At 43.4% G+C, this 22,475-nt stretch carries 16 protein-coding genes; 15 read left to right on the plus strand and 1 reads right to left on the minus strand.

The annotated features are described in order from the left end of the window. The first annotated feature begins 150 nt into the window (after positions 1-150). The 5 genes from ACP26M_RS07470 to ACP26M_RS07490 all read left to right on the plus strand — a co-directional run bounded on the left by ACP26M_RS07470 (position 151) and on the right by ACP26M_RS07490 (position 7,880). A complete protein-coding gene (locus ACP26M_RS07470; RefSeq protein WP_426589706.1) occupies positions 151-708 on the plus strand; it encodes a sigma-70 family RNA polymerase sigma factor in 558 nt (185 codons plus the stop codon). Positions 709-778: 70 nt separating this feature from the next. Beyond that, entirely contained in the window at positions 779-1,723 is a 945-nt protein-coding gene (locus tag ACP26M_RS07475) for a FecR family protein (RefSeq protein ID WP_426587581.1), read from the plus strand. Between the two features lie 122 nt (positions 1,724-1,845). Next, the gene (locus tag ACP26M_RS07480) at positions 1,846-5,199 is read left to right on the plus strand and encodes a SusC/RagA family TonB-linked outer membrane protein (protein WP_426587583.1); all 3,354 of its coding nucleotides are present in this window, start codon (positions 1,846-1,848) and stop codon (positions 5,197-5,199) included. A gap of 18 nt (positions 5,200-5,217) precedes the next feature. Next, a complete protein-coding gene (locus ACP26M_RS07485) occupies positions 5,218-6,756 on the plus strand; it encodes a RagB/SusD family nutrient uptake outer membrane protein (protein WP_426587585.1) in 1,539 nt (512 codons plus the stop codon). Between the two features lie 74 nt (positions 6,757-6,830). Beyond that, complete coding sequence (locus tag ACP26M_RS07490) at positions 6,831-7,880, plus strand: metallophosphoesterase (RefSeq protein ID WP_426587587.1); 1,050 nt, start codon at positions 6,831-6,833, stop codon at positions 7,878-7,880. A 185-nt stretch (positions 7,881-8,065) separates the two neighbouring features. Here the strand turns inward: ACP26M_RS07490 and ACP26M_RS07495 are convergent, their stop codons facing one another. Beyond that, on the minus strand, positions 8,066-8,428 hold the full coding sequence (locus ACP26M_RS07495; RefSeq protein ID WP_426587589.1) for a DUF1003 domain-containing protein: 363 nt from the start codon (positions 8,426-8,428) through the stop codon (positions 8,066-8,068). A gap of 175 nt (positions 8,429-8,603) precedes the next feature. Between ACP26M_RS07495 and ACP26M_RS07500 the strand changes: the two genes are divergently transcribed. From ACP26M_RS07500 to ACP26M_RS07545, 10 genes are all read left to right on the plus strand, one after another. After that, the gene (locus ACP26M_RS07500; protein WP_426587591.1) at positions 8,604-10,118 is read left to right on the plus strand and encodes a lipase maturation factor family protein; all 1,515 of its coding nucleotides are present in this window, start codon (positions 8,604-8,606) and stop codon (positions 10,116-10,118) included. Between the two features lie 91 nt (positions 10,119-10,209). Beyond that, a complete protein-coding gene (locus ACP26M_RS07505; protein ID WP_129570123.1) occupies positions 10,210-10,563 on the plus strand; it encodes a HopJ type III effector protein in 354 nt (117 codons plus the stop codon). A gap of 180 nt (positions 10,564-10,743) precedes the next feature. Then, entirely contained in the window at positions 10,744-11,364 is a 621-nt protein-coding gene (locus ACP26M_RS07510) for an RNA polymerase sigma factor (protein ID WP_426587593.1), read from the plus strand. A gap of 64 nt (positions 11,365-11,428) precedes the next feature. After that, entirely contained in the window at positions 11,429-12,448 is a 1,020-nt protein-coding gene (locus tag ACP26M_RS07515; protein WP_426587595.1) for a FecR family protein, read from the plus strand. A 243-nt stretch (positions 12,449-12,691) separates the two neighbouring features. Beyond that, positions 12,692-15,949 carry a SusC/RagA family TonB-linked outer membrane protein gene (locus ACP26M_RS07520; RefSeq protein WP_426587597.1) on the plus strand — a complete coding sequence of 1,086 codons (3,258 nt, stop codon included), beginning with the start codon at positions 12,692-12,694 and terminating at the stop codon, positions 15,947-15,949. 28 nt (positions 15,950-15,977) lie between these two features. Further along, positions 15,978-17,636 carry a RagB/SusD family nutrient uptake outer membrane protein gene (locus ACP26M_RS07525; protein WP_426587599.1) on the plus strand — a complete coding sequence of 553 codons (1,659 nt, stop codon included), beginning with the start codon at positions 15,978-15,980 and terminating at the stop codon, positions 17,634-17,636. Positions 17,637-17,817: 181 nt separating this feature from the next. Further along, positions 17,818-18,540, plus strand: coding sequence for a rhamnogalacturonan acetylesterase (locus tag ACP26M_RS07530; protein ID WP_426587601.1), 723 nt, complete (start codon positions 17,818-17,820; stop codon positions 18,538-18,540). Next, a complete protein-coding gene (locus tag ACP26M_RS07535) occupies positions 18,530-20,185 on the plus strand; it encodes a glycoside hydrolase family 43 protein (RefSeq protein WP_426587603.1) in 1,656 nt (551 codons plus the stop codon). The genes ACP26M_RS07530 and ACP26M_RS07535 overlap by 11 nt, the downstream gene beginning before the upstream one ends. A gap of 109 nt (positions 20,186-20,294) precedes the next feature. Then, entirely contained in the window at positions 20,295-21,503 is a 1,209-nt protein-coding gene (locus ACP26M_RS07540) for a glycoside hydrolase family 88/105 protein (protein WP_426587605.1), read from the plus strand. Between the two features lie 109 nt (positions 21,504-21,612). Then, positions 21,613-22,452: a chromate resistance protein ChrB domain-containing protein gene (locus ACP26M_RS07545; RefSeq protein WP_426587607.1), complete on the plus strand. Its 840-nt coding sequence runs from the start codon at positions 21,613-21,615 to the stop codon at positions 22,450-22,452. Positions 22,453-22,475 lie beyond the last annotated feature (23 nt).

The following is a 22,475-nucleotide window of genomic DNA, read 5'->3' on the forward strand; positions in this document are numbered from 1 at the left end:
AATCTACAAACTATCATCCAATATTTTATTAGACGGTTAGTTTTTTGTAACAACCATGCAGCGATCATTTTCTTAAAGTTTAGTTAACATTAGTAATGTAGGTTTGTAGCATCAAATGATAGAAATTGCCGATACTATTTACTTTCACGAATCAGGGAAGACGATCATTCGGCTTTTGATCTGCTGTTTGAGCGTTATTGGGAGAGATCATACCGGGCAGCCAGCGCCAGGCTTGACGACGAAGCGCAGGCGCAGGACCTCGTTCAGGAAATTTTTATCAAGCTGTGGCAGCGCAGACATTCCCTAAGCATTCAGACAAGTTTCGAGCAATATTTATTGAGCGCAGTACGTCTGAGCGTGATCAGTTATTTCAGAACTCAAAAGGTTACGCATGTGCGCCTGGAGGATGCGCTGCAGCGTGTAGAATTGCTTGAAAATTCCGTACATGACCATTCCGGATATCTTGAGTTGGAGCAAACGCTTGAACAGGCGGTTAAGCATATGCCCGAAATGCTGCAAAAGGTTTACGAACTGCGCAGCGAAAACCACTCGGTAAAAGCAATTGCCAGCGAATTAGGACTGGCTGAGCAAACGGTAAAAAATTACATCTCTGAAGTACTGCGCCGGCTCCGTATCGCTATCTCCGAAAAACACCCCGAACAAAGCGCCGCCTATTTAGCACTAATACTATTTGTGCTTTACAATTAATTAACAAAATGTTGATGTAAATTATAAGTACCTCCAGGGCCTTTTAACGACTTACTGTTGAAAACCCACTATGGAGCTACGTAAATTTATAAAACAACTGGGCCGGTACCAGAAAGGCGCAACTAACGAAACCGAAAAAGCGATCATTGAAGCCTGGTATGATTCATATGATGCCGGGAATGAAAAGCAAGCGTTGCCGGCAGAAGAGCTGGAGCGCGTAAGAAATGCTATGCATGCAAAGATCAGCGGCTCCATCAATACGCCTGTACGGTCGATGTGGTTCAGCTATCGAATTGCTGCAAGTATTTTATTGTTATGCTGCTCCGCTGCGTTGATTTATTTTCTGAGAAACCCCGCAACTATAGTTCCGGAAACTTATACCACTTTAAGTACACATAACGGTGAGATCAGGAAACTGACATTGCCGGATAGTTCTGTTGTTTGGTTAAATGCCCAAAGCCGTGTACGGATCCCTTCTAATTTTGATAAGACTATACGCCAGGTTTACCTGGATGAGGGGGAGGCTTATTTTGAGGTTAAGCACAATGTTCACAAACCATTCAGGGTTATCACCGCTCCTTTACAGGTGCAGGTTTTAGGAACCTCGTTCAACATCAACGCATATCACAGCCTTCCTCATGTTAAAATTACTGTTGTTACCGGCAAGGTAGGGGTAAGCAAAGGAACAAAGTTGCTTTCATTCCTCGCACCGGGACAGGAACTCAGCTATATGACGGACAATGGCACCTTTGAGCAGAAAAAAGTGGATGCCGGTCAAAGCCAGAGCTGGAAAGATGGTGACACTTATTTAAATCGTGTAAAGTTTGAGGAACTGTCATTGGTTTTTAAAAACCTGTATGGCCTTACTTTAAAAGCGGGCAGCAAACGGGTGCATGATTATTTATTCACCTTACGTATTAAGCGCAATACACCGGCCACAGAAACGCTGAAACTCATCAGCGCCATACATAATGCACATTTCAGAAAGGAGGGTACCAACGTAATTATTTATTAACCCTTAAAAAAGAAACCGGTCCTGTTTCAGCAGGAGCCGGCTTTAATTTCAGCAGGTGAAGGTTTGCCGACCACAACCCGCAATGCTCAGCAAAATTTGACTATTACAAAGCAATCAAAAATATGAATTTCCATACACAGTTATGCAGACAGTTTATGCGTATCTCTTTTTTACTAATTTCCATATCAATAACCATCGGCCTGGTATCTGTAAAAGCTACTGAGTTAGCGGCCCAGGGGGTAAATACCCGGCTTGATATCAGCATCGGGAACGAAGACCTTTCTTCAGTTATAAAAAAACTGGAGCAAAAGGCCAACGTTGCTTTTACCTATGACGAGTTGTTTTTAAAAATCGCTAATAAACACGTCAATGCGGCAAATTATCAGAACGAAAGCCTGAAAAATATCCTAACGGATTTGTTTAAAGGGCAGGAGATAGGCTTTAAGGAGCAAGCCGGTAATATTATACTTTACAGGCAGCTTACCGGACGGGTAAGCGGGCGGATAACAGATGAAAGCGGACAGCCCTTACCTGGTGCATCGGTAAGCATAGTTGGTACCTCGTTTGGAATGATGACCGATGCAGATGGCAGGTACAATATCAGCCTGCCCGAAGGTACTTACACCGTGGCTGCTTCATTTGTGGGTTACAGCCGTGTTGAATCTGCTAATATTACAGTCAATGGTAATCAAACAACTACTTTAAATATCCGCCTTGTGGCCGGTAGCCAGTTAAAAGAAGTTACTGTAAGTTATGGAAAACAGCGTGCAAGGGAAGTTACGGGTTCGCTTACCCAGGTTGATGCAGCTCCGCTTCAGGATATGCCTGTAATGCAGTTTGCTCAGCAATTGCAAGGAAAGGCGGCCGGTGTCCAGGTTGCGCAAAGCAGCGGACAACCGGGCCGTGGCGTAGAATTCAGGATCAGGGGTGCGGCTTCTTTTTATGCCAGCAACCAGCCTTTGGTAGTGATTGATGGAATCCCTGTTACAGGCAGCATCAATAACATGAATCCTGCCGAGATCGAAAGCTTCAGTATTTTAAAAGATGCTTCGGCTACAGCGCTTTATGGCTCACGGGCAGCAAATGGCGTGATACTGATCACTACAAAACATGCTAAACCGGGCGATGCTCAAATTGAATTTAATGCTAATTATGGTGTGCAGAAAATACCGGGCGAGCGAGTTCCAAAAATGATGGATGCCCGTGGCTTTGCCCAGTACATGAATGAAAAATTTGCCGATAGCCGTCAGTACGAACCTGGCTATACAACAGCTACCCCAGCCGATTATTTGAACCCGGAGCAATATGGCGAAGGTACTAACTGGTATAAACTGCTTACCCGTACTGCTCCGATTCAAAGTTATGACATCACCATCCGCAGCGCGCGCGAAAAATCAAGTTCGACAGTTATGGCTGGTTACCAGGAGCAGCAGGGCGTACTGATTAATACCGGCACCAAATTGTTTTCATTGCGTATAAATCAGGACCTTTCATTAAGCAACGATAAATTAAAAATAGGCTTTAATCTTGCGCCAAGCTATCGCCTTGATCATAACAACCGTTTAGGTACTGATGGGGTTGGCGGTTTGTTTGAAAGGATTTTTGAAGCCAGTCCGTTAAAGTCGCCTTATAATGCAGATGGCAGTTACAACCGTGATACTTATTCACCGGGTATGGTGGCTTATATTAACCCGCTGGCCCAGTTCAACCTTACTAACGATGATTATAAAACTACACGCATCCTGGCCAATGGCTATTTAAACTACGAGTTTTTAACCGGCCTGAGCATTAAAACTAATATCGCTGTAGATAAAGGCGCCGAAACCCGGCAGTATTTCCAGTCGGGTGTAGTTACTTCAACGGTAGGTCAGGCCACCGGAACCAGCAGTTCAGTAGATAATGGATCATATACTGCGGAGGCGAACCTGGTTTACCATAGATCTTTCGGAGATCACAATATTGAAGCACTGGCAGGTTATTCTGCTCAAAAATATAGCGGTACTAGTAATACGTTAACCGGTTTAGGTTACCCAAGCGACGATATCCCATATTTAAACGCGGCTACAAGTTTATCAGAAGGTGGCAGTTCATATAGTGCTTATTCGTTGTTATCTGGTATCGCTCGTATTAACTACAATTATAAAGGCAGGTACCTGCTGCAGGGGGCTGTTCGTCGTGACGGATCTTCGCGCTTTGGTGCGAACCAGCGCTATGGTAATTTCCCTTCGGTATCGGCAGGCTGGGTAATAAGTGATGAAAAGTTCATGGATCGTTTCAGTTTTCTTAACCTCATGAAGATCCGCGCGAGCTATGGCGTAACCGGTAATAATTTCTTTCCGGGTTACTATGCTGCACAGGCAACAATAGCGAAATATTATTATGAATTTGGTGGCGCATCTGTAGCAGGGCAAACCATTAACCGGTTGGCTAATGATGACCTTCGCTGGGAACGCAATAAACAATTCGATATCGGTTTAGACCTGTCGCTGTTTAACAATCGTTTGAATTTCACTTACGATTATTACCACAAAATATCCGATGGGCTTATCATGCAGCGCCCTATACCTAAGGCGTCGGGCTTTACCAGCATCCTGGATAACGTGGGTGCTATTGAGTTATGGGGACACGAGTTTACGGTTAACTCAACCAACCTTACCGGGAAATTGAAATGGACAACTAACCTGAATGTTTCCTTTGATCGCAACCTGATCAAAAACCTGGTTTCTCCGGGTTACATCCGCAGAAACAACACGGTATCGTCTGATTATTACCGCCAGCAGGAGGGACACCACCTGGGCGAGTTTTATGGCTTTGTATTTTTAGGATTGTATAAAGATGCCAATGACCTGGCTAATTCGGCCAAGTACGGCAGCGCTTCTGACGTCGGTACTATCAAGGTTAAGGACATTAATGGCGATGGCGTTATCGATGATGTGAACGACCGTACCTTTATCGGGGATCCAACGCCAACATTTACTGGTGGCCTTACCAACAACTTTGTTTATAAAAACTGGGACCTGAACATCCACATGGCTTTTTCAGTTGGTGGCAAAATATTAAATGCGGCTAAATGGGCTTATCAAACCAATCTCGATGGTTCACGTGTGATGCTTGCCGCTGCTGCCGACCGTTGGAGATCGCCGGAAAACCCTGGCTCGGGCGTTTATCCACGTACAAAAACCGGAACTACAGCAATGGGAAGGCAAGTTAACTCGCAATGGGTTGAGGACGGCTCATACCTAACTGCAAAGAATATTTCGCTGGGATACCGGTTTAATTTGGGCGAAAAGTTTTTGATGCGCAGCTTAAGGGTTTATACTTCTGTTCAGCAAGCTTTTGTGCTTACCAAATATTCGGGTATGAACCCGGAGATCAACTTCGCCGGGCTTGATCCTACGCTGGGTATTGGCGTTGATGAAAATGCTTATCCTATCCCACGCACCTTTTCATTTGGTGTTTCAGCAACTTTTAAATAATCTCCCAAAGAACATTGTATGAAAAAGACATATATCATCCTTGCTTTAACAGCGCTTACCGCGGCTTCGTGTAAAAAAGACTTTATTGATCTTACGCCTAAGGATTCCTATACCGATGCTACATTTTATAAAACTGTCGATCAATTTAAACAGGCCGACATCGCCGCCTACGCACCACTGCGTGACGTTTTGGTAAACGATTACTTTACTTCAGAAATGCGCTCGGACAATACCATTTACCAGCCTTATCCCAGCAACCGTGGTACCGCGTATTTATATCGCGAAAGTATTTCAAACTTCACAAATACATCTACCAACGATTATGTAAACGCTGTTTGGCAGCATTGCTATACTGGGATCTCCCGCACCAATATTGTTATTGAGCGATTGAGAGCTGCGGATTTTGACGCGGCTGTTAAAGCGCCCATTGACGGCCAGGCCAAATTTTTAAGGGCTTTTTATTACTTTAAACTGGTTAAGTTATTTGGTGGCGTTCCTTTATTTTTAAAGGAAGTGACCAAGGCCGAAGATGCCTTTTTACCACGTTCAGCAGCTGACGCGATATATAATCAAATTATTGCCGATGCTAAGGATGCCATCAGTGAGTTGAGTGCACCGGCGAAATTCCCTCAAACAGGAGAAGCCACCAAAGGATCGGCAACGATGCTCCTGGCCGAGGTTTACGCTACTCAAAAGAAATGGGCAGATGCTGAAACCTTACTAACTACGCTTTCGGGCATGGGTTACGGATTAAACGCTAATTACGCAGATGCCTTTACACCCGGAAATAAAAACAGCAAAGAATCATTATTTGACATCCAGTTTTTAGAAGGGACAGTTTTAGGCACTACGCCAAACCCGCTGCCTTTTCATTTTTTACCGAGGAGTACAAATACCTCAATCATCACCGGGATTAATATCAACAACAGCTCAACCGGTGGCTGGAATACACCTACCCAGGATCTTATCAATGCCTATGAGCCCAATGACAAGCGCCTTGATGCTTCTATCGGGATTGTTGAAGGTACTTATAACGCCAGCGACCTGTTTGTTTATTCGGCCAATAAAAGTGTAATTGGTTATACACCGGCAGCAGGTAAAATGGGCGTACCTTACATCAAAAAGTACGAGCACCCGCCACTCATTGCGGTTACCGGGTCAAGTGATAACTTCCCTGTTTACCGTTATTCAGATGCATTGCTGCTTTTAGCCGAAGCACAGAACGAGCAGGGTAAATCGCCATTAACTGCACTGAACACAGTAAGGTCAAGGGCTGGGCTACCCGCAACAACCACTGCCGACCAGGCATCTTTGCGCACTATCATAGCACATGAACGCCGGGTCGAGCTGGCCTTCGAAAACCACCGCTGGAACGATCTTGTACGCACCGGCCAAGCTGTTGACGTGATGAACGCTTTTGGAGCTGTACTAAAAACTCATGTAAACTACCTTACACCTGATACTTACAATGTAACAGCCAATAAATTGTTATATCCCATCCCACAGCCCGAAATTGATTTAAACCCTGGCTACATGACTCAAAACCCGGGTTATTGATCCATCAATGTTTACTGTCCCCGCTTTCAGATTGCTGAAGGCGGGGAATAGTTTCACCATCAAACTAATACCACATGTTACCGAAATACAGAAATGCATTCGCAGCCGGGCTTTGCCTTGGCTCATTATTGTTGAATAACAGCGCGCAATCAGAACCATTGCTTCCAAGAGATACCGTGTTAAACACTCCGGGACCCGAAGCAACGGTAAAATCCGGCGATTTTTCAATCGCTGTAATTCCCGATTCGCAATACTACCTGCCCCAGGCACAGCTTGGCGGAACTTTTGAGATGTTCAAGGCGCAAATTGACTGGATCCAGAAGAACAAGACTAAAGAAAACATAGCCTATGTAGCACACATGGGTGATATTACCGAACATGGTGATAACCCGGTAACAGCCAGAAGCGAGTGGTACCTTGCCAAAACCGCGCTTTATGGCCTGGAAAATCCAGTTAGTATTCCTTACGGTTTGGCTGTTGGTAATCATGACCAGTTCCCGTCACAGCACCCGGTTACAGGCACTACTAATGGATATAATCAATATTTTGGTGTAAAACACTTTGAAGGCCGTTCATATTATGGCGGTCATTACGGTGATAATAACGATAGCCATTATGACTTGTTTACTGCGGGAGGTATTGATTTTATCGTGTTGTTTCTCGAATTTGATGCTTTTAACGAAGATCAGGCAGGGCTGTATGGTTGGGCTAACCAAATTTTAAGCAAATATGTCTCCCGCAAGGCAATTGTGGTAAGCCACTCCATTTTACACTTTAACCCGGTAAAGGGTTCCAATGTGCCGCAGGCTCCTTTTAATGCACAGGGCAAGGCTATTTATGAGAGCCTTAAAAACAATCCCAATATGTTTATGATGCTTTGCGGGCACGTTGGTGATAATGGGGAGGGTTATCGTACAGAAGTTTTTAACGGCCACACGATTAAGGTCTTCCTTAACGATTATCAAAGCAGGCCTAACGGCGGCAATGGGTTGATGCGTTTGTATAAATTTTCGGTTAAGCGCAACGAGTTGTCAGTCAAAACATTTTCTCCTTATGCCAAAACAAGCGAAACGGACGCCGATAGCCAATTTACGGTTTCTTTATTTGATACACCTGTAAAATAATAGCTATGAAGATTTTTCTTAAAGCGCCGGCAACCATTACCCCGTAGTTTACACTCAATAAACGATTGGCAAAGATTACGAAACCAACTATCCTGAAAAGGTGGTTGGTTTCGTGTTTGTGAGATTATTGGTTATTTTTTATCCGTTTTTTCAAGCAGTGCCAGGATTCTGTCGAGCTTGTCTACTTAAATGGCGTTTAAGCGCAGTTGTAATTCTTCAATTTCTTTTTTTGCTTCCACATTGGTTCGGAAGTCTTCATTGGCCTGGGCGCGGTCACGTTCATTTTGGCGGTTCTGTGCCATCATGATAATCGGGGCTGCATATGCCGCCTGGGTTGAAAACAACAAGTTTAATAAAATGTATGGGTAGGGATCCCAATGACCAATAAAGGCCACTACGTTTAGCGCCATCCACAACGCAACAATTAAGGTTTGAATGATGATGAACCGCCATGAACCCATGCCGGCCGCTACAGAGTCGGCCAATCGCTGGCCAAAGTTCACAGAATCAATATGCCTTTGATACCAGTTTTTTTTATTGTTTGACATTTTTTAAGAATTAAGCTTTAGGTAATAAATATATTAATTTAATTGCTGTGGCTGCTTATTGGGCTGAAGTCCTTATGGTATGAGCAAGAAAAGTCATTTTGATTCGCATACTGCGTTAATCAAATATTTCTACCCATAATCTTCAAATCTCTGTAACTTTAAGATACATGTCATTATGTTATATAGCTTTGAACATATCCCAACACCTCAGTACTGGCTCACCCGCTTTGTGATTCTTCGCCTACTGGGTGCGGTTTACGCGGTAGCGTTCCTTGTAGCTATAAACCAGGTACTGCCCTTAATGGGCGCAAATGGCTTATTACCGGTTGATAATTATTTGCATCAGGTAAGTATAGCACTGGGTTCAAAAGGAGCAGGATTTATGCGGCTGCCTTCAGTGTTTTGGTTTTGGCACTCAGATCGGGCATTACTGCTTGTTTCATGGATAGGTTTAATTTTATCCCTGATTGTTGTGGCCGGTTATGCCAACGCGCTTTCAATGGGGGTATTGTGGGTATTGTATCTATCATTGGTACATGTTGGGCAGGACTGGTATGGTTATGGTTGGGAAATCCAACTTACAGAAACCGGCTTTCTGGCTATATTTTTATGCCCTTTGCTGGATATGCGGCCCTTTCCTAAACGCCCGCCGCCTTTGCTCATTATTATCCTGTTTCGCTGGCTCATCTTCAGGATTATGTTTGGTGCTGGAATGATCAAATATCGTGGCGATGCTGTGTGGCGCAATGGAACTGCATTGTATTATTATTTTGAAACCCAGCCAATACCGGGACCGTTTAGCCGCTGGTTTCACTTTCTGCCACATTCGTTATTGCGGCTTGGTGTTTGGTTCAATTGGCTGGCCGAACTATTGGCACCCTGGTTTGTTTTTGGTCCGCGGATATTCAGACACATCGCTGGTAGTGTTATTATTTTGTTTCAATTTGCAATCATCTCGAGCGGGAACCTTTCTTTTTTGAATTGGCTTACCATTGTGCCTGCGCTGGCTTGCCTTGATGATGGTTTTTGGGCTAAGCTTTTGCCGGGTGTACTTGTACGCAAAGCTGCGAAGGCCGAAGAGCAAGCTGAAGTTTCGCAGCCTATGCAGTACACCGCACTGATAGTAACTTGTATAGTAGGATTGCTAAGCTTCCAGCCCGCGTTTAACCTCCTGTCGCCCAAACAAATTATGAATACCTCATTTGATCCACTGGAGCTTGTAAATACCTATGGTGCATTCGGCAGCGTGGGACAGGAACGTTTTAATGTAGTTTTTGAAGGAACAAGAGACCTCAATCCCGATAGTGCAAACTGGAAAGCTTATCCTTATAATGGCTTGCCGGTAGCACCTGACCAGTCTCCTCGCCAGGTGGCGCCGTACCAATTAAGACTGGACTGGCAGATGTGGTTTGCCGCAATGTCCACAGCCGATCAGTACCCCTGGACATATCATCTGGCGTGGAAACTATTGCATAATGAACCGGGGGTAGTTGGTTTATTTGCCGGAAATCCTTTCCCGGAAAAACCACCGCGTTATATTCGTGCAGTTATTTACCGTTACCGTTTTGCCCGTCCCGCGCCTGGTGCCGGCCCTTACTGGGAGCGGGAAAAGTTAGGATTATGGTTACCGGTGCTTTCCGCGCAAAACCCGCAATTTGTTGCTTATCTGAAAGGCCAGGGCTGGCTATAGGCTACGGTTAATCCGGCTCCATTTCAATTGAAATCAACGACCTGCATCAATAACTATTTTTAAATTTTATTTTCGCGAAAATATTTTCTTAATGAAAGAGCAATTGTCTGGTTTACTTACCGCCCTAAAAGAGGGTACAGTTACATTTAATGAAGTTATCGAATTTATTAATAATTATTACGAGCATCAGCCAACTGCATTTAAAAATGGCAATGTTTATAACGAAGCAGCTCAGAACCAGGGCAGCGCCAGGGTTTTCGCTTTTGCACAACTCAATAATCTAAGTGAGCCTGATACGCTTTATTTATTTGCGGAGCACTATAGGACCGTCCTTGCAAATCCAGATGGTACAGATCATCAGAATATCCGTCAGTTTATGGCCTATGGCTGGCCGGGAATCAGGTTTGAAGGAGATGCACTTGTATTGAAGTCAGGACAGGTCTGAAGCGGACCTTAAGATTCCGTTATCGACATATTTAGCAATAATTTACGATATATCATTTAAGTAAAGGTTGACCGGTACAGAGCGTATTATTAATTGTATTCTAAACAATCATTTATTCACTTACTTATTGATTATTTGAATAATAGATTGTTACTTTATGATTCCAATTATAATATTGCTTTGTTTAACAATTTGGGTTCATCCGATATAGGTGACGAAATATCAAATTCGCTGCACCAGCGTCTGTCATCGGGCGATGAGCTTGCTTTTAAATTATTCTTCCAAAAAAACCAACCCCGGCTTTTCGCTTATATTTATAAAGTTGTCAAGTCTCGCGAAATTGCAGAAGAATTGGTGCTTGATATTTTTGTAAAGATCTGGTCGGCTAAAGAGATCTTAAGTGAAGTAGAAAATGTTGATGCTTTTCTTCACCGGATGGCTGTAAATAAATCACTCGACTTTTTACGTACGGCCGCCCGCGAAAAAAAAATACAGCAGCTCCTTAACCAACACATGCTGTATGAGCAGGCAACTGCAGCCTCAAATCATGATTTTAAAGAATATAACCAGCATGTGATACATTGTTTGCAAATGCTTACTCAGCAGCAACAATTGATACTCAATTTAAGCCGGGAAGAAGGGCTTACGCATGAGCAAATTGCTGATAAGCTAAACCTGTCAAAAAACACGGTAAAAAATCACATTGTTACTGCTTTAAAAAAAATACGCGAGTTTATAAAACACGGTCAACTATCCATCCTGCTTACAATCTCGTTTTTTTTTATTTTTTTTCAGATCTGATTAGTCCTCTCTTCTCTTTTTATCGTCATGTATATGAATTGGTTTTAAACCAGCCAAGTGCAGCATGTCAACAGCCTCTGTTTTTCGCATAAAATACTTATTTCAAAAATACCTGGACACCTCGTGTACTACAGAAGAGTTTAACGAACTTTTTGAGCTGATGGCCAAAGAGGAGAATTTGCCAGAAATTGAAGGTTTATTGGAGAAACTATGGGCCGATACTGAAATGAAACCTGATGCTGACGCAGAAGTCGTTCACCAGGAAGTTTTATACAATAAGTTGCTTGAGATTGTAAAAAAGGAAAAAAACGTTTACTCATTTCAAAAAAGAAGCTCCAAAACAATTATCCGTTCGGTTGCCGCTACCATTGCATTGTTAATATGCGCAGGCCTGTACTTTTTACACACAAGGCCTAAACCAATGCCCATGCAGGCCCGGGTAACACTATCAAACTCCGTCCGCCATGTGCACGAGATCAGGCTGGCCGATGGAAGCGTAGTGACATTAAATGAGAACAGTCATTTAGATTACCCGGCAAAATTCACCGGGAAAACCCGCGAAGTATATTTAACCGGCGAAGCTTATTTCGATGTAAGGCATGATCCGCTTCACCCTTTCCTGGTGCATACAGGGCAAATTACAACCCGCGTGTTAGGTACGGCATTTAATATTAAATCGGCAGGCAGTTTGATCCAGGTAACGGTAACCCGTGGAAAAGTTAAAGTATCTACCCCTAAAAAAACCTTAGGCATTGTATTGCCCAATCATCAGATAAGTTATAACGAAATCAATAATCAATCTTCCATAGATATATTGAATGCCAAAACAACGGTACTTTGGAAAGAGACCGATTTGGTGATGGATCATATAACATTGAAAGAAGCCGCGGCCGTTTTAACAGAAAGATATGGTGTAAAAGTTATCCTTGATAACGAAAAGATAGGAAGCTGCCGTTTTAGCGCAACCTTCTTAAATACCACGGGGTTGGAACAGGTTATCAAAGTATTATCGCACCTGAATAATCTGAGCTATAAATGGAGTAAGGAAGGTGATGTTACGCTATCCGGTTCCGGCTGTGAATAATAACCAATTTTTTACCTCTTAAATAAAAAACCTATGAAACATTGATACTTTAAACCTTCCAGATTAAAAAAGCCCCGTTGCTTACGACTTCTCACATCATTCGGCGACAGGGCAAGTATTTAACCAATTATTATTAACCGATTAAAACCAATGCAAGTTATGAAAAAAACTCTTGCGTTTAAGCAATGGTGCACATTATCCGGTGCCTCTGCACGCCAATTTTTAAACACGTTCCGAAAAGTTATGCGATTCAGTTCTATGATCCTGTTGGTATTTCTGGTCTCCGGCCAATTGCTCTTGGCTTCCTCAAGCAAGGGGCAATCGCTCGATAAGATCAATGTCAGGCTGGAAGTAGGTAACGAGACGATAAAATCGGTAATCAAAAAAATTGAAAAACAAACCAATTTGCGGTTTGCATATAAAGACAATGTCCTGTCACCCAACGCCCGTGTTACCCTTTCTTCACTCGACAAATCGGTAAAGGATATCCTGGACGAACTTTTTGCCAGCCGGGGAATTGGCTACAGCCAGATAGATAACAATATTATTTTGTTTAATACCACAACCGTAGGGCCTGCTGCGAGCAACAACAATGGGCAAATTGAAACAATAACCATAAATGGCAAAGTAACCGACGAAAAAGGCGAACCCCTGCCTGGTGTATCGGTAAGGATAAAAGACACTGATATCGGTGTAGCAACTAATGTTTCAGGCGATTTTACCATTACTGTTCCCAATGCCAATACCGTATTGGTATTTACTTTTTTAGGATTCAGGCCGTTAGAACAGAGTGTTAATGGCAAAACCTTTTTAAAGGTGGCTTTAGTTCCTTTAAGCAAATCGCTCGAAGAGGTGATTATTGTGGGTTATGGCGCGGTAAAAAAGAGGGATCTTACCGGTTCCGTTGTTTCTGTTAAGGGGGATGAGATCACCAAAGTTGCGGCATCAAATCCTATGGAAGCGCTTCAGGGAAAGGTTTCGGGTGTAGATATCGTGCGTACAAGCGGTGCTGCAGGTGCAAATGTAAGCGTAACTGTTCGTGGTAACCGGTCTCTATCTGCAGGTAATGGCCCGCTTTATATAGTCGACGGGATCCAGTACAGCAATTATGAAGATATCAATCAAAACGATATTGCATCAATGGAGTTTTTAAAGGATGCTTCATCAACTGCTATTTATGGTTCGCGCGGAGCAAACGGCGTAATTATAATTACAACAAAAAGAGGCAGCAGCGGGCAACCGAAAGTAGCTGCGGGTTCATATTATGGAATTTCGGATGTTGCAGGCTATCCGGTACCCATGACAGGGCCGCAATATGCAAACCTGAAACGTGAAAGCTTCAGAACTATCGGAACATGGAATTCCCCTGCCGACGATCCGAAAGTTTTTACCAGTGCAGGCGATCTGGCTGCGGTTCAAAGCGGCCTGTCATATTACTGGCCGGGGTTTTTACTGCATAAGGGCTCCCAACAGGATTACAACGCCAGCGTTTCCGGTGGTAGTGAAAAAACAAAAGCCTACTTTTCTTTTGATTATTTTAAGGAAAAAGGGTTATATGCTAATGATTACTCAAACAGGTATACCCTGCGGTTAAATATAGATCACCAGTTATTCAAAGCTTTTAAAGTGGGGCTGCAAAGTCAGCTTGCTTATTATGATCAAAACCTTCGAAACGATGGGGTATTATCCATAGCCAATAAAATTATTCCCTATTTTAATCCGTATAATGCAGATGGTAGTATAGCTAAATTTCCGGGTAACGGTAACCAGGCCAATCCTCTTTTTGATGATGATGCATCCCAGTTTGTAAATAAAAACAAGATTACTCATTTGCTTTCAACCGCCTATGCAGAATGGAAGCCAATAAATGGTTTAACCATACGGTCAAATTTAGGTATCACACTATCTGGTTCACGAAACGGCCATTTTGAAAGTGCCAATACTATAAACCGGGCCTTATCTTCAGGGTCATTGTCGTCAGTAACCAATTCAAACGAAACTAATTTGCTTTGGGAAAATATTATTACCTGGCAAAAGACAATAGCCAGGCATAGCGTAGTTGTAACGGGTGTTACCAGTTATCAATCAAATGTTATGGACCAATCTGCAGCACAAGGCACCGGACAATTAATACCCGACCAATCTTTCTACGCGCTGCAAAACAATCCGTCTAACTTAAAAATATCAAGTAATTACGTTGGGCAACATTTAACTTCAGGAGCATTACGTTTAAATTATGCGTTTAAAGATAGGTATTTACTAACCCTCACCGGGCGTGCTGATGGTTCATCAGTATTGTCGTCAGGAAATAAATGGGCATTCTTCCCTTCGGCTGCCGCGGCCTGGCGTGTGGTTGATGAGGGATTTATGAAGACCCAAAACGTGTTTTCTGAGTTGAAATTACGTTTAAGCTATGGGGTTGCCGGCAATGCTGCTGTAAGCGCATACCAAACACAAAGTAAGGCAGTGCTTATTCCATTTTCATGGAACGATATAACTGCGTTAGCATATGGCCTTGATCCCAATATCGGAAACCCTCAATTAAAGTGGGAGTTAACAGGAACCTTAAACGCCGGTATAGATTTCGGAATTTATAAAGACAGGGTTTCGGGCACTATAGATTATTATGATTCGCACACCAGGGATTTGTTATTGCCACAGCAATTACCTGCCTCAACAGGAGCGCTAAGAACATTGGCCAATGTTGGCAAAAGCCGTAATACAGGTATTGAGATTGCACTGAAAACCATTAACATCCAATCAGAAAGCTTTACATGGACATCCAATATCACCTATACACGCAATAAGGAACGCATCACTTATTTACCAAATGGTGTGAACGACCTTGCCAATGGCTGGTTTATAGGCTACCCGGTTGTATCTTTTTACGATTATCAAAAAACAGGTATCTGGCAAACATCTGAAGCCGCCCAGGCTGCAACTTATGGGTACAAGCCAGGTGACATTAAGGTTGCTGATTTAGATAATGACGGAAAGTTTACCACAACATTTGACCGTAAAATACTTGGCTCAGCTGTCCCAAGGTATAGCTTTGGCTTTAGCAACGATTTCAAATATAAGGGCTTCGATTTAAATGTGCAGGTATTTGGACGTATCGGGCAGACGTTCGTATCTCAATACGCATTGAAGTATGAGCCGAATGGAATTGAAAATGGCGCCAATGTAGACTATTGGACGCCGGAAAACCCAACAAACGCCTACCCAAGGCCAAGTGCCAATATCACAAAGGCATCCGAGCCATTTGCTTCAACCTTGGGCTACAAAGATGGTTCGTATGTTAAAATAAGGAACGCAACGCTTGGGTTTACCTTTCCCGCAAGTGTAACTAAACCCATCCATGTATCTAATTTAAGAATCTATGTGAGCGCCAAAAACTTTGCGACCTTCTCAAAGATAAAGGATTATGATCCTGAAGGCGGTGGTTCATTTGACAGGCCACTTACTAAATTGTTCCTGGCCGGTGTAAACCTTTCTTTTTAACAAATACTAATATCTTAAAAAATATATTATGAAAAATTTACTAAAAAGTTGGGCGCTGCTGCTTATAGCCATTGCCACTTTATTTAGTGCCTGCAGCAAAAAGCTCGAAGAATATAACCCCAGTAACTTAACCGCTACAACGGTTTATACCAAAGCGGTAGGTTTTGAAACATTGGTTAATGCAGCCTATACCTATACCCGGTTTTGGTATGGGAAGGAAGAAGGGTACCTGGCCTCTGAAATGGGAACGGATATCTGGACGAGCGGTACCGGCGACCCATACCCAATGTTTACTCAATATATTAATTTACAAGGCACTGCAGACCCGCTGCCGTTATTGTGGAACAACTTGTATGCCGGTGTAAATTTATGTAATACGGGCATAGCCCAGATTGCTGCCGTTACAGATTATACGGCAGCCCAAAAATTGAACCGCGAAGCCGAGCTGCGTTTTTTAAGAGCATTTTATTACTGGCATATTGTGGAAACCTGGGGTGGTGTAAACTTTACCACCAAACCAACCGCAGATGCCAATACAGAAGCTAATAAAACGCCGGTTGAGACTTTTTATAAGCAGATATTTGAAGATCTTACATTTGCAGTAGCTAACCTGACTCCAACCACCACCGATTATGGACGGGCAACAGTGCCGGTAGCTAAAGCCTTTTTAGCACGGATGTACTTAACCCGGGGTATGAATGCCGAGGCATTTAACATGGCCGATGATGTGATTAAAAACTATAGCTATGTATTGCAGCCTAAATATGCTGATCTGTGGAATATGGGGAACCTGAAAAATAAGGAAGTGATTTGGGCCATTGATTATTCAACCAACCTGGCCAATAACGATCTTACCTCGGCAACATATCCAAACGGGCACTATCGCGGTTCAAACAACGGGCACTTACTATACCTGATGGTTTATGACCAGGTAAATTCAAGCCTGCTCGTCCGTGATATTCCGAACGGAAGGCCGTTTAACAGGTATATGCCCACTTTGGCTTATCTAAACATGTTTGATCAGCAAAATGATTCACGCTATGCCGGTTCTTTCCAAAGTGTTTGGTATGCTAATAAAGCAGGTACTTATAATGGTAATGCTGTTAAAGTTGGCGATACGGTTTGTTATACCCCCAATGCAACTATACCTGCAGCATCGCAGAGCAGTAAATATGTTACTTATGACCTGTCCAAGGTATATAAATCAAATGGGGTGCCTATTCAGCGTAAGTTTTATGTTTCTTTATCGAAATTTAAAGATTCAACACGTGCAAGTGTGGCTGAGGCCCAAAGTGCCCGCGATGTTTTTGTGATCAGGCTGGCCGAGATGTACCTGATTGCTGCCGAAGCAAAATTAAACCTGGGCGACCCGGGAACCGCGGCAACTTATATTAACGTACTTAGGACAAGGGCGGCAAAACCTGGTCATATAGCAGAAATGCAGATCACTCCCGCACAGGTTACGCTCGATTTTATTTTGGACGAAAGAGCACGTGAGTTGGGCGGCGAACAGTTACGCTGGTTTGATTTGAAGCGGACGGGTAAATTGGCGAGCCGGATCCAAGCTATGAACCCGGACGCCGCAGCCAATTTTAAGCCATATGAATTGGTACGACCCATACCTCAGGGACAAATTGATGCCGTAACCAATAAAGATGTATTTAAACAAAACCCGGGCTATAATTAATTTGAAACGGTATAAAAGGGGATCTGATAAATGATCCCTTTTTATAATTTTTGAGCCTGCTATAAGTATGCAACCGGAGAGAAAAAATTTTGCTAAAAAACAATATATGATGTACAGGAGCGGTAATATTAAAATTAAAGGCTTATTATTTATCTGCCTTTTAATAAGCGCGTTATTGTTGATGTCTTTTCTGATTACTCCCGGCCATACCACCGTATACCTGGCGGGTGATTCAACAATGGCCAATAAGCAGCCAAAGGCATTTCCCGAGACAGGTTGGGGGATGCCTTTCAGCGCTTTTTTTGATAGTACGGTAGTTGTTGACAACCGTGCTCAGAATGGCCGAAGCACCAAAACGTTTATTAGTGAAGGCTTATGGAGCTCTATTATCGGCAGTTTAAAGGAAGGAGATTATGTATTTATACAGTTTGGCCACAATGATGAGGTACCTACTAAAAAGAGCTATATCAATGAACAGGGGTTCCGGGATAACTTAGCAAGGTTTATCCGCGAAACCAGGGAAAAAAAAGCAAACCCGGTATTGCTGACACCAGCAGCGCGAAGAAAGTTTGATACAACAGGAACCATCGTTAGCACACATGAAGTGTATTCGGCCATAGTGCGTAAACTGGCAGCAGAACAAAAGGTCCCGCTGATTGACCTGGACAGGGAAAGCCAGGCTTTATTGCAAAAACTCGGGCCCGAGGGATCAAAAAAGTTGTTTAATTACCTTAATCCGGGAGAAAGTATTAACTATCCGGAAGGCCGGGCTGATGATACGCACTTTAGTGAGCTGGGAGCCCTGAAAATGGCCGAAATAGTTTTAGCAGGCATCCGGTCGTTAAAGCTTGGGCTTATCGCGCATATCGCGCATTCAAATGTTAAACCTTTATATGAAAAATAAATTGCTGTTCGTTACGCTATTAATTATAAACGGACAGGTTCTTGCGCAACAAAAAAAAGGACTATCCGTAACTGATGCCAGTTATATCTCTAAAGTATGGGTGGCAGATCGGGGTAATGGCACCTATAAAAATCCGGTGATAAATGCCGATTATTCCGATCCTGACGCTATTCGCGTTGGCAACGATTTCTATCTTGTATCTTCAAGCTTTGAAGCAATTCCAGGTTTGCCTGTTTTGCATTCAAAAGATCTGGTTAACTGGAGCATCTTAGGTTACGCGTTATTGAAGCAGCCACCCTTTGATCATTTTGACGTACCGCGGCACGGCGATGGGGTTTGGGCTCCCGCCATCCGCTATTACCATAACGAATTTTATATTTATTATCCTGACCCTGATTTGGGCATTTACGTGGTAAAAGCTAAAAATCCCGCCGGCCCCTGGAGCAAACCTGTTATGGTTATGGAAGGCAAAGGTATAATAGATCCCTGTCCGCTGTTGGATAGCGACGCTAGTATGTACCTTGTGCACGGCTTTGCAGGCAGCCGGGCAGGTATAAAAAGCGTAATCGCTGTAAACAAATTAAATAATGACGGAACCAGGGTGGTTGACGATGGCGTGATTGTTTATGACGGACATGAAATGGACCCTACCATAGAAGGCCCTAAGTTTTATAAGCGTAACGGGTTTTACTACATTTTTGCTCCGGCTGGGGGCGTCCCCACAGGCTGGCAACTGGCGCTGCGTTCAAAAAATATCTATGGGCCATATGAGCGGCGGGTAGTAATGGATCAGGGGAAAAGTAGCATCAATGGCCCGCATCAGGGTGCATGGGTGGATACACCAACCGGAGAAGACTGGTTTCTGCATTTCCAGGACAAAGGCGTTTATGGGCGCGTGGTGCATTTACAACCAATGATCTGGAAGGATAACTGGCCTGTTATTGGTGTAGATACGGATGGTGATGGCAAAGGCGAACCGGTATTAACGTATAAAAAGCCCAATGTTGATAAAATCTTTCCGGTAAGCACTCCGCAGGAAAGTGACGAATTTAATACCATGTCTCCGGGCTTACAATGGCAATGGATGGCTAACGCGAAGCCCGTATGGATGTTTATGAATACCAATAAAGGCGCTTTGAGGCTTTATAGTTATCAACCGCCAAATGATGCCGCTAACCTGTGGTTTACGCCAAATGTGCTGTTACAAAAGTTTCCGGCTGATGAATTTATGGCTACTACCAAAATCACCTTTACGCCTAACTTAAAGCTGGAGGGTGAAAAAACGGGACTTACCATTATGGGTTTCAGCTACGCTAATATAGCCATGCAAAGTAAAAAGGATGGCATATACCTGGTATTTACTACTTGTACGGAAGCAGATAAGGGCAAAAAGGAGCTGGAGGAAGTAATTACGAAGCTATCGTCACCAACTGTTTACCTGCGTGTTAAAGTAACGAAGAATGCTGTATGTAACTTCAGCTACAGCACCGATGGAATAGATTATAAAAATACCGGCAGGCCATTTACGGCCGAGGCAGGCCGTTGGATTGGGGCCAAGATTGGCTTGTTTTGTACGCGTACAAGCCAGATCAATGATTCGGGCTATGCTGATGTAGACTGGTTTAGGGTAACGCCTAATAATTAACACGTTGTGTGGGCTATATTGGAACTGGTATCCATCAATTGTAAATCAACAACTAATAAAAATAAATGAAGATGATCCGGTTAGTTTATCATCACCAAAATGAATTCGTATGAGAAGTAATCAGCTTATAAAAAGGCGCCTGCTTGTTATTGCCATCCTTGCACAGTGTTCATTGATATTACAGGCACAAAACAAGCAGCCTTACTCGCAGCGCATGACACAAACGGTTATGAATATCTGGAAAGACAGCCTGACAACCGGCGACAAGTGGACTTATGACCAGGGCGTGATTTTGAAAGGCATAGAGGGCGTGTGGCAACAAACAGGCGACAAAAGATACTTCAGCTATATACAGCGATGTATGGACAGATATGTTACGGCCGACGGCAATATCCGCACCTATCGGCAAGCTGATTATAATATAGATAACGTATTGTGCGGCCGTAATTTGTTGACGTTATATAAAGTGCTGGGTGCCAAAAAATACTATAAAGCGGCAACGTTGCTGCGTGAACAACTGCGGAAACAACCGCGTGTACCACAGGGAGGCTTTTGGCATAAAAACCGTTACCCAAACCAGATGTGGCTGGACGGTTTATATATGGGCGAGCCTTTTTATACCGAATATGCTGCTGCTTTTCATGAAGATACCGCATTTAATGATATAGCCAGGCAATTTATCCTGATGGAAGAAAAAGCCCGCGACACAAAAACCGGGCTGTTGTATCATGGCTGGGATCAAAGTAAAAAAGAACGTTGGGCTAACCCGGAAACCGGTCAGTCGGCTAATTTTTGGGGCCGGGCAATGGGTTGGTATGGGATGGCATTGGTTGATGTGCTTGATTATTTTCCGGCGCAGCATCCCAAACGCGTGGAGTTACTGGCAATACTTAACCGGTTTGCCGAGGCAATTGTTAAATATCAGGATGAAAATTCTGGCTTGTGGTACCAGGTACTTGACAAAAGTGACGCCAAAGGGAATTATCCGGAAGCATCGGCATCATGCATGTTTGTATATACCATGGCAAAAGCGGTGAGGCAGGGATACTTACAACCAACCTATTTACCCGCCATTCAAAAAGGCTATAACGGAATTATCAAAAAGTTTATTGAAACAGATGCAAATGGGCAGTTGAATCTTAACGGCACCGTCAGTGTGTCGGGTCTTGGAGGGAAACCATACCGGGATGGGAGTTACGAGTATTATTTAAGCGAAAAGGTAATAACTAACGATGCTAAAGGTGTCGGCGCATTTATATTAGCCAGTGTTGAGGTAGAGCGCCTGGCCGATGCGCATAGCGGAATGATAAAACAATAATTCTGGTAGTCGAAAAAATCTTATGTATCATAATTATCACTAATTCCATTGCCGATTATAGGAATGGGGTCGCCACTAATATGCTTTAGATTTTTAACTTTGATCCACTATGAAATGGATCACGCGTGCCCGTCCTAAAATTGACCGTATTGCCTGCCCCTGGCTCATCAAACGCTTCATTGATCCTGAAGGTGAAATTATCTACGTTCCGTACGAGGAAGTGCTGGCGAAGGCAGCTGAACTGGATGCTATCCCCTTTGATATTCCCAATGTAGAATATACCCATTACGAAGATCAATGCACCTTTGATTATTTCCTTAAAAAACACCAGTTAAAAGATGTAGCTTTAAATCGACTGGCCTCAATAATCAGGGGCGCGGACACCGACCGTCACGATTTTGCGCCGCAATCAGCCGGTTTGGAAGCGGTATTTTCGGGGTTAAGGCATGATATTGCCGATGATCAGCAACTCCTGGCATTAGGCATGGTGATCTACGACGGACTATACAACTGGGCCAAATACCTCCATAAACAAAAACATACAGACGGGCCTGTTGAACAAAGGCTTATAGAGGTTTACCACCAGTACCTCAAAACTAAAGAAGATAAAAAAGCGCCATCCTGGACAAATGAACTGAAAGAGATGATCCAGGACCAGATCGACACCAATATGAGCCTGAGCCTGCAACAGGCATCCGAAGAGCTGGAAATCAACCCGGCTTATTTATCCAGGGAGTTTTCCAAATATTTTGAGAATATGAGCTTTGGCGATTATATCCGGAAAATGCGGATTGAAAAAGCCATTAACCTGATGGAGACCACCACCCACAGCTTCACAGAGATTGCTTACCTGACCGGCTTTTCTGATCAGGGCCATTTTTCGAGGATTTTTAAACAACATACTGGGCAAAGCCCTTCGGAGTATAAAAAAATCCTGGCCAAAAAGTAAAATCTATCCAAATGGTAAATTTT

Source organism: Mucilaginibacter sp. R-33 (assembly GCF_049949235.1).
Taxonomy (GTDB): Bacteria; Bacteroidota; Bacteroidia; order Sphingobacteriales; family Sphingobacteriaceae; genus Mucilaginibacter.

What these genes read in the sequence shown, in the direction of transcription:
- ACP26M_RS07535 (WP_426587603.1), top strand. Translation starts at nt 18,530, where the DNA reads ATGAAAAATAAATTGCTGTTCGTTACGCTATTAATTATAAACGGACAG.
- ACP26M_RS07500 (WP_426587591.1), top strand. Translation starts at nt 8,604, where the DNA reads ATGTTATATAGCTTTGAACATATCCCAACACCTCAGTACTGGCTCACC.
- ACP26M_RS07520 (WP_426587597.1), top strand. Translation starts at nt 12,692, where the DNA reads ATGCGATTCAGTTCTATGATCCTGTTGGTATTTCTGGTCTCCGGCCAA.
- ACP26M_RS07475 (WP_426587581.1), top strand. Translation starts at nt 779, where the DNA reads ATGGAGCTACGTAAATTTATAAAACAACTGGGCCGGTACCAGAAAGGC.
- ACP26M_RS07545 (WP_426587607.1), top strand. Translation starts at nt 21,613, where the DNA reads ATGAAATGGATCACGCGTGCCCGTCCTAAAATTGACCGTATTGCCTGC.
- ACP26M_RS07505 (WP_129570123.1), top strand. Translation starts at nt 10,210, where the DNA reads ATGAAAGAGCAATTGTCTGGTTTACTTACCGCCCTAAAAGAGGGTACA.
- ACP26M_RS07485 (WP_426587585.1), top strand. Translation starts at nt 5,218, where the DNA reads ATGAAAAAGACATATATCATCCTTGCTTTAACAGCGCTTACCGCGGCT.
- ACP26M_RS07525 (WP_426587599.1), top strand. Translation starts at nt 15,978, where the DNA reads ATGAAAAATTTACTAAAAAGTTGGGCGCTGCTGCTTATAGCCATTGCC.
- ACP26M_RS07530 (WP_426587601.1), top strand. Translation starts at nt 17,818, where the DNA reads ATGTCTTTTCTGATTACTCCCGGCCATACCACCGTATACCTGGCGGGT.
- ACP26M_RS07480 (WP_426587583.1), top strand. Translation starts at nt 1,846, where the DNA reads ATGAATTTCCATACACAGTTATGCAGACAGTTTATGCGTATCTCTTTT.
- ACP26M_RS07515 (WP_426587595.1), top strand. Translation starts at nt 11,429, where the DNA reads ATGTCAACAGCCTCTGTTTTTCGCATAAAATACTTATTTCAAAAATAC.
- ACP26M_RS07490 (WP_426587587.1), top strand. Translation starts at nt 6,831, where the DNA reads ATGTTACCGAAATACAGAAATGCATTCGCAGCCGGGCTTTGCCTTGGC.
- ACP26M_RS07495 (WP_426587589.1), bottom strand. Translation starts at nt 8,428, where the DNA reads ATGTCAAACAATAAAAAAAACTGGTATCAAAGGCATATTGATTCTGTG.
- ACP26M_RS07540 (WP_426587605.1), top strand. Translation starts at nt 20,295, where the DNA reads ATGAGAAGTAATCAGCTTATAAAAAGGCGCCTGCTTGTTATTGCCATC.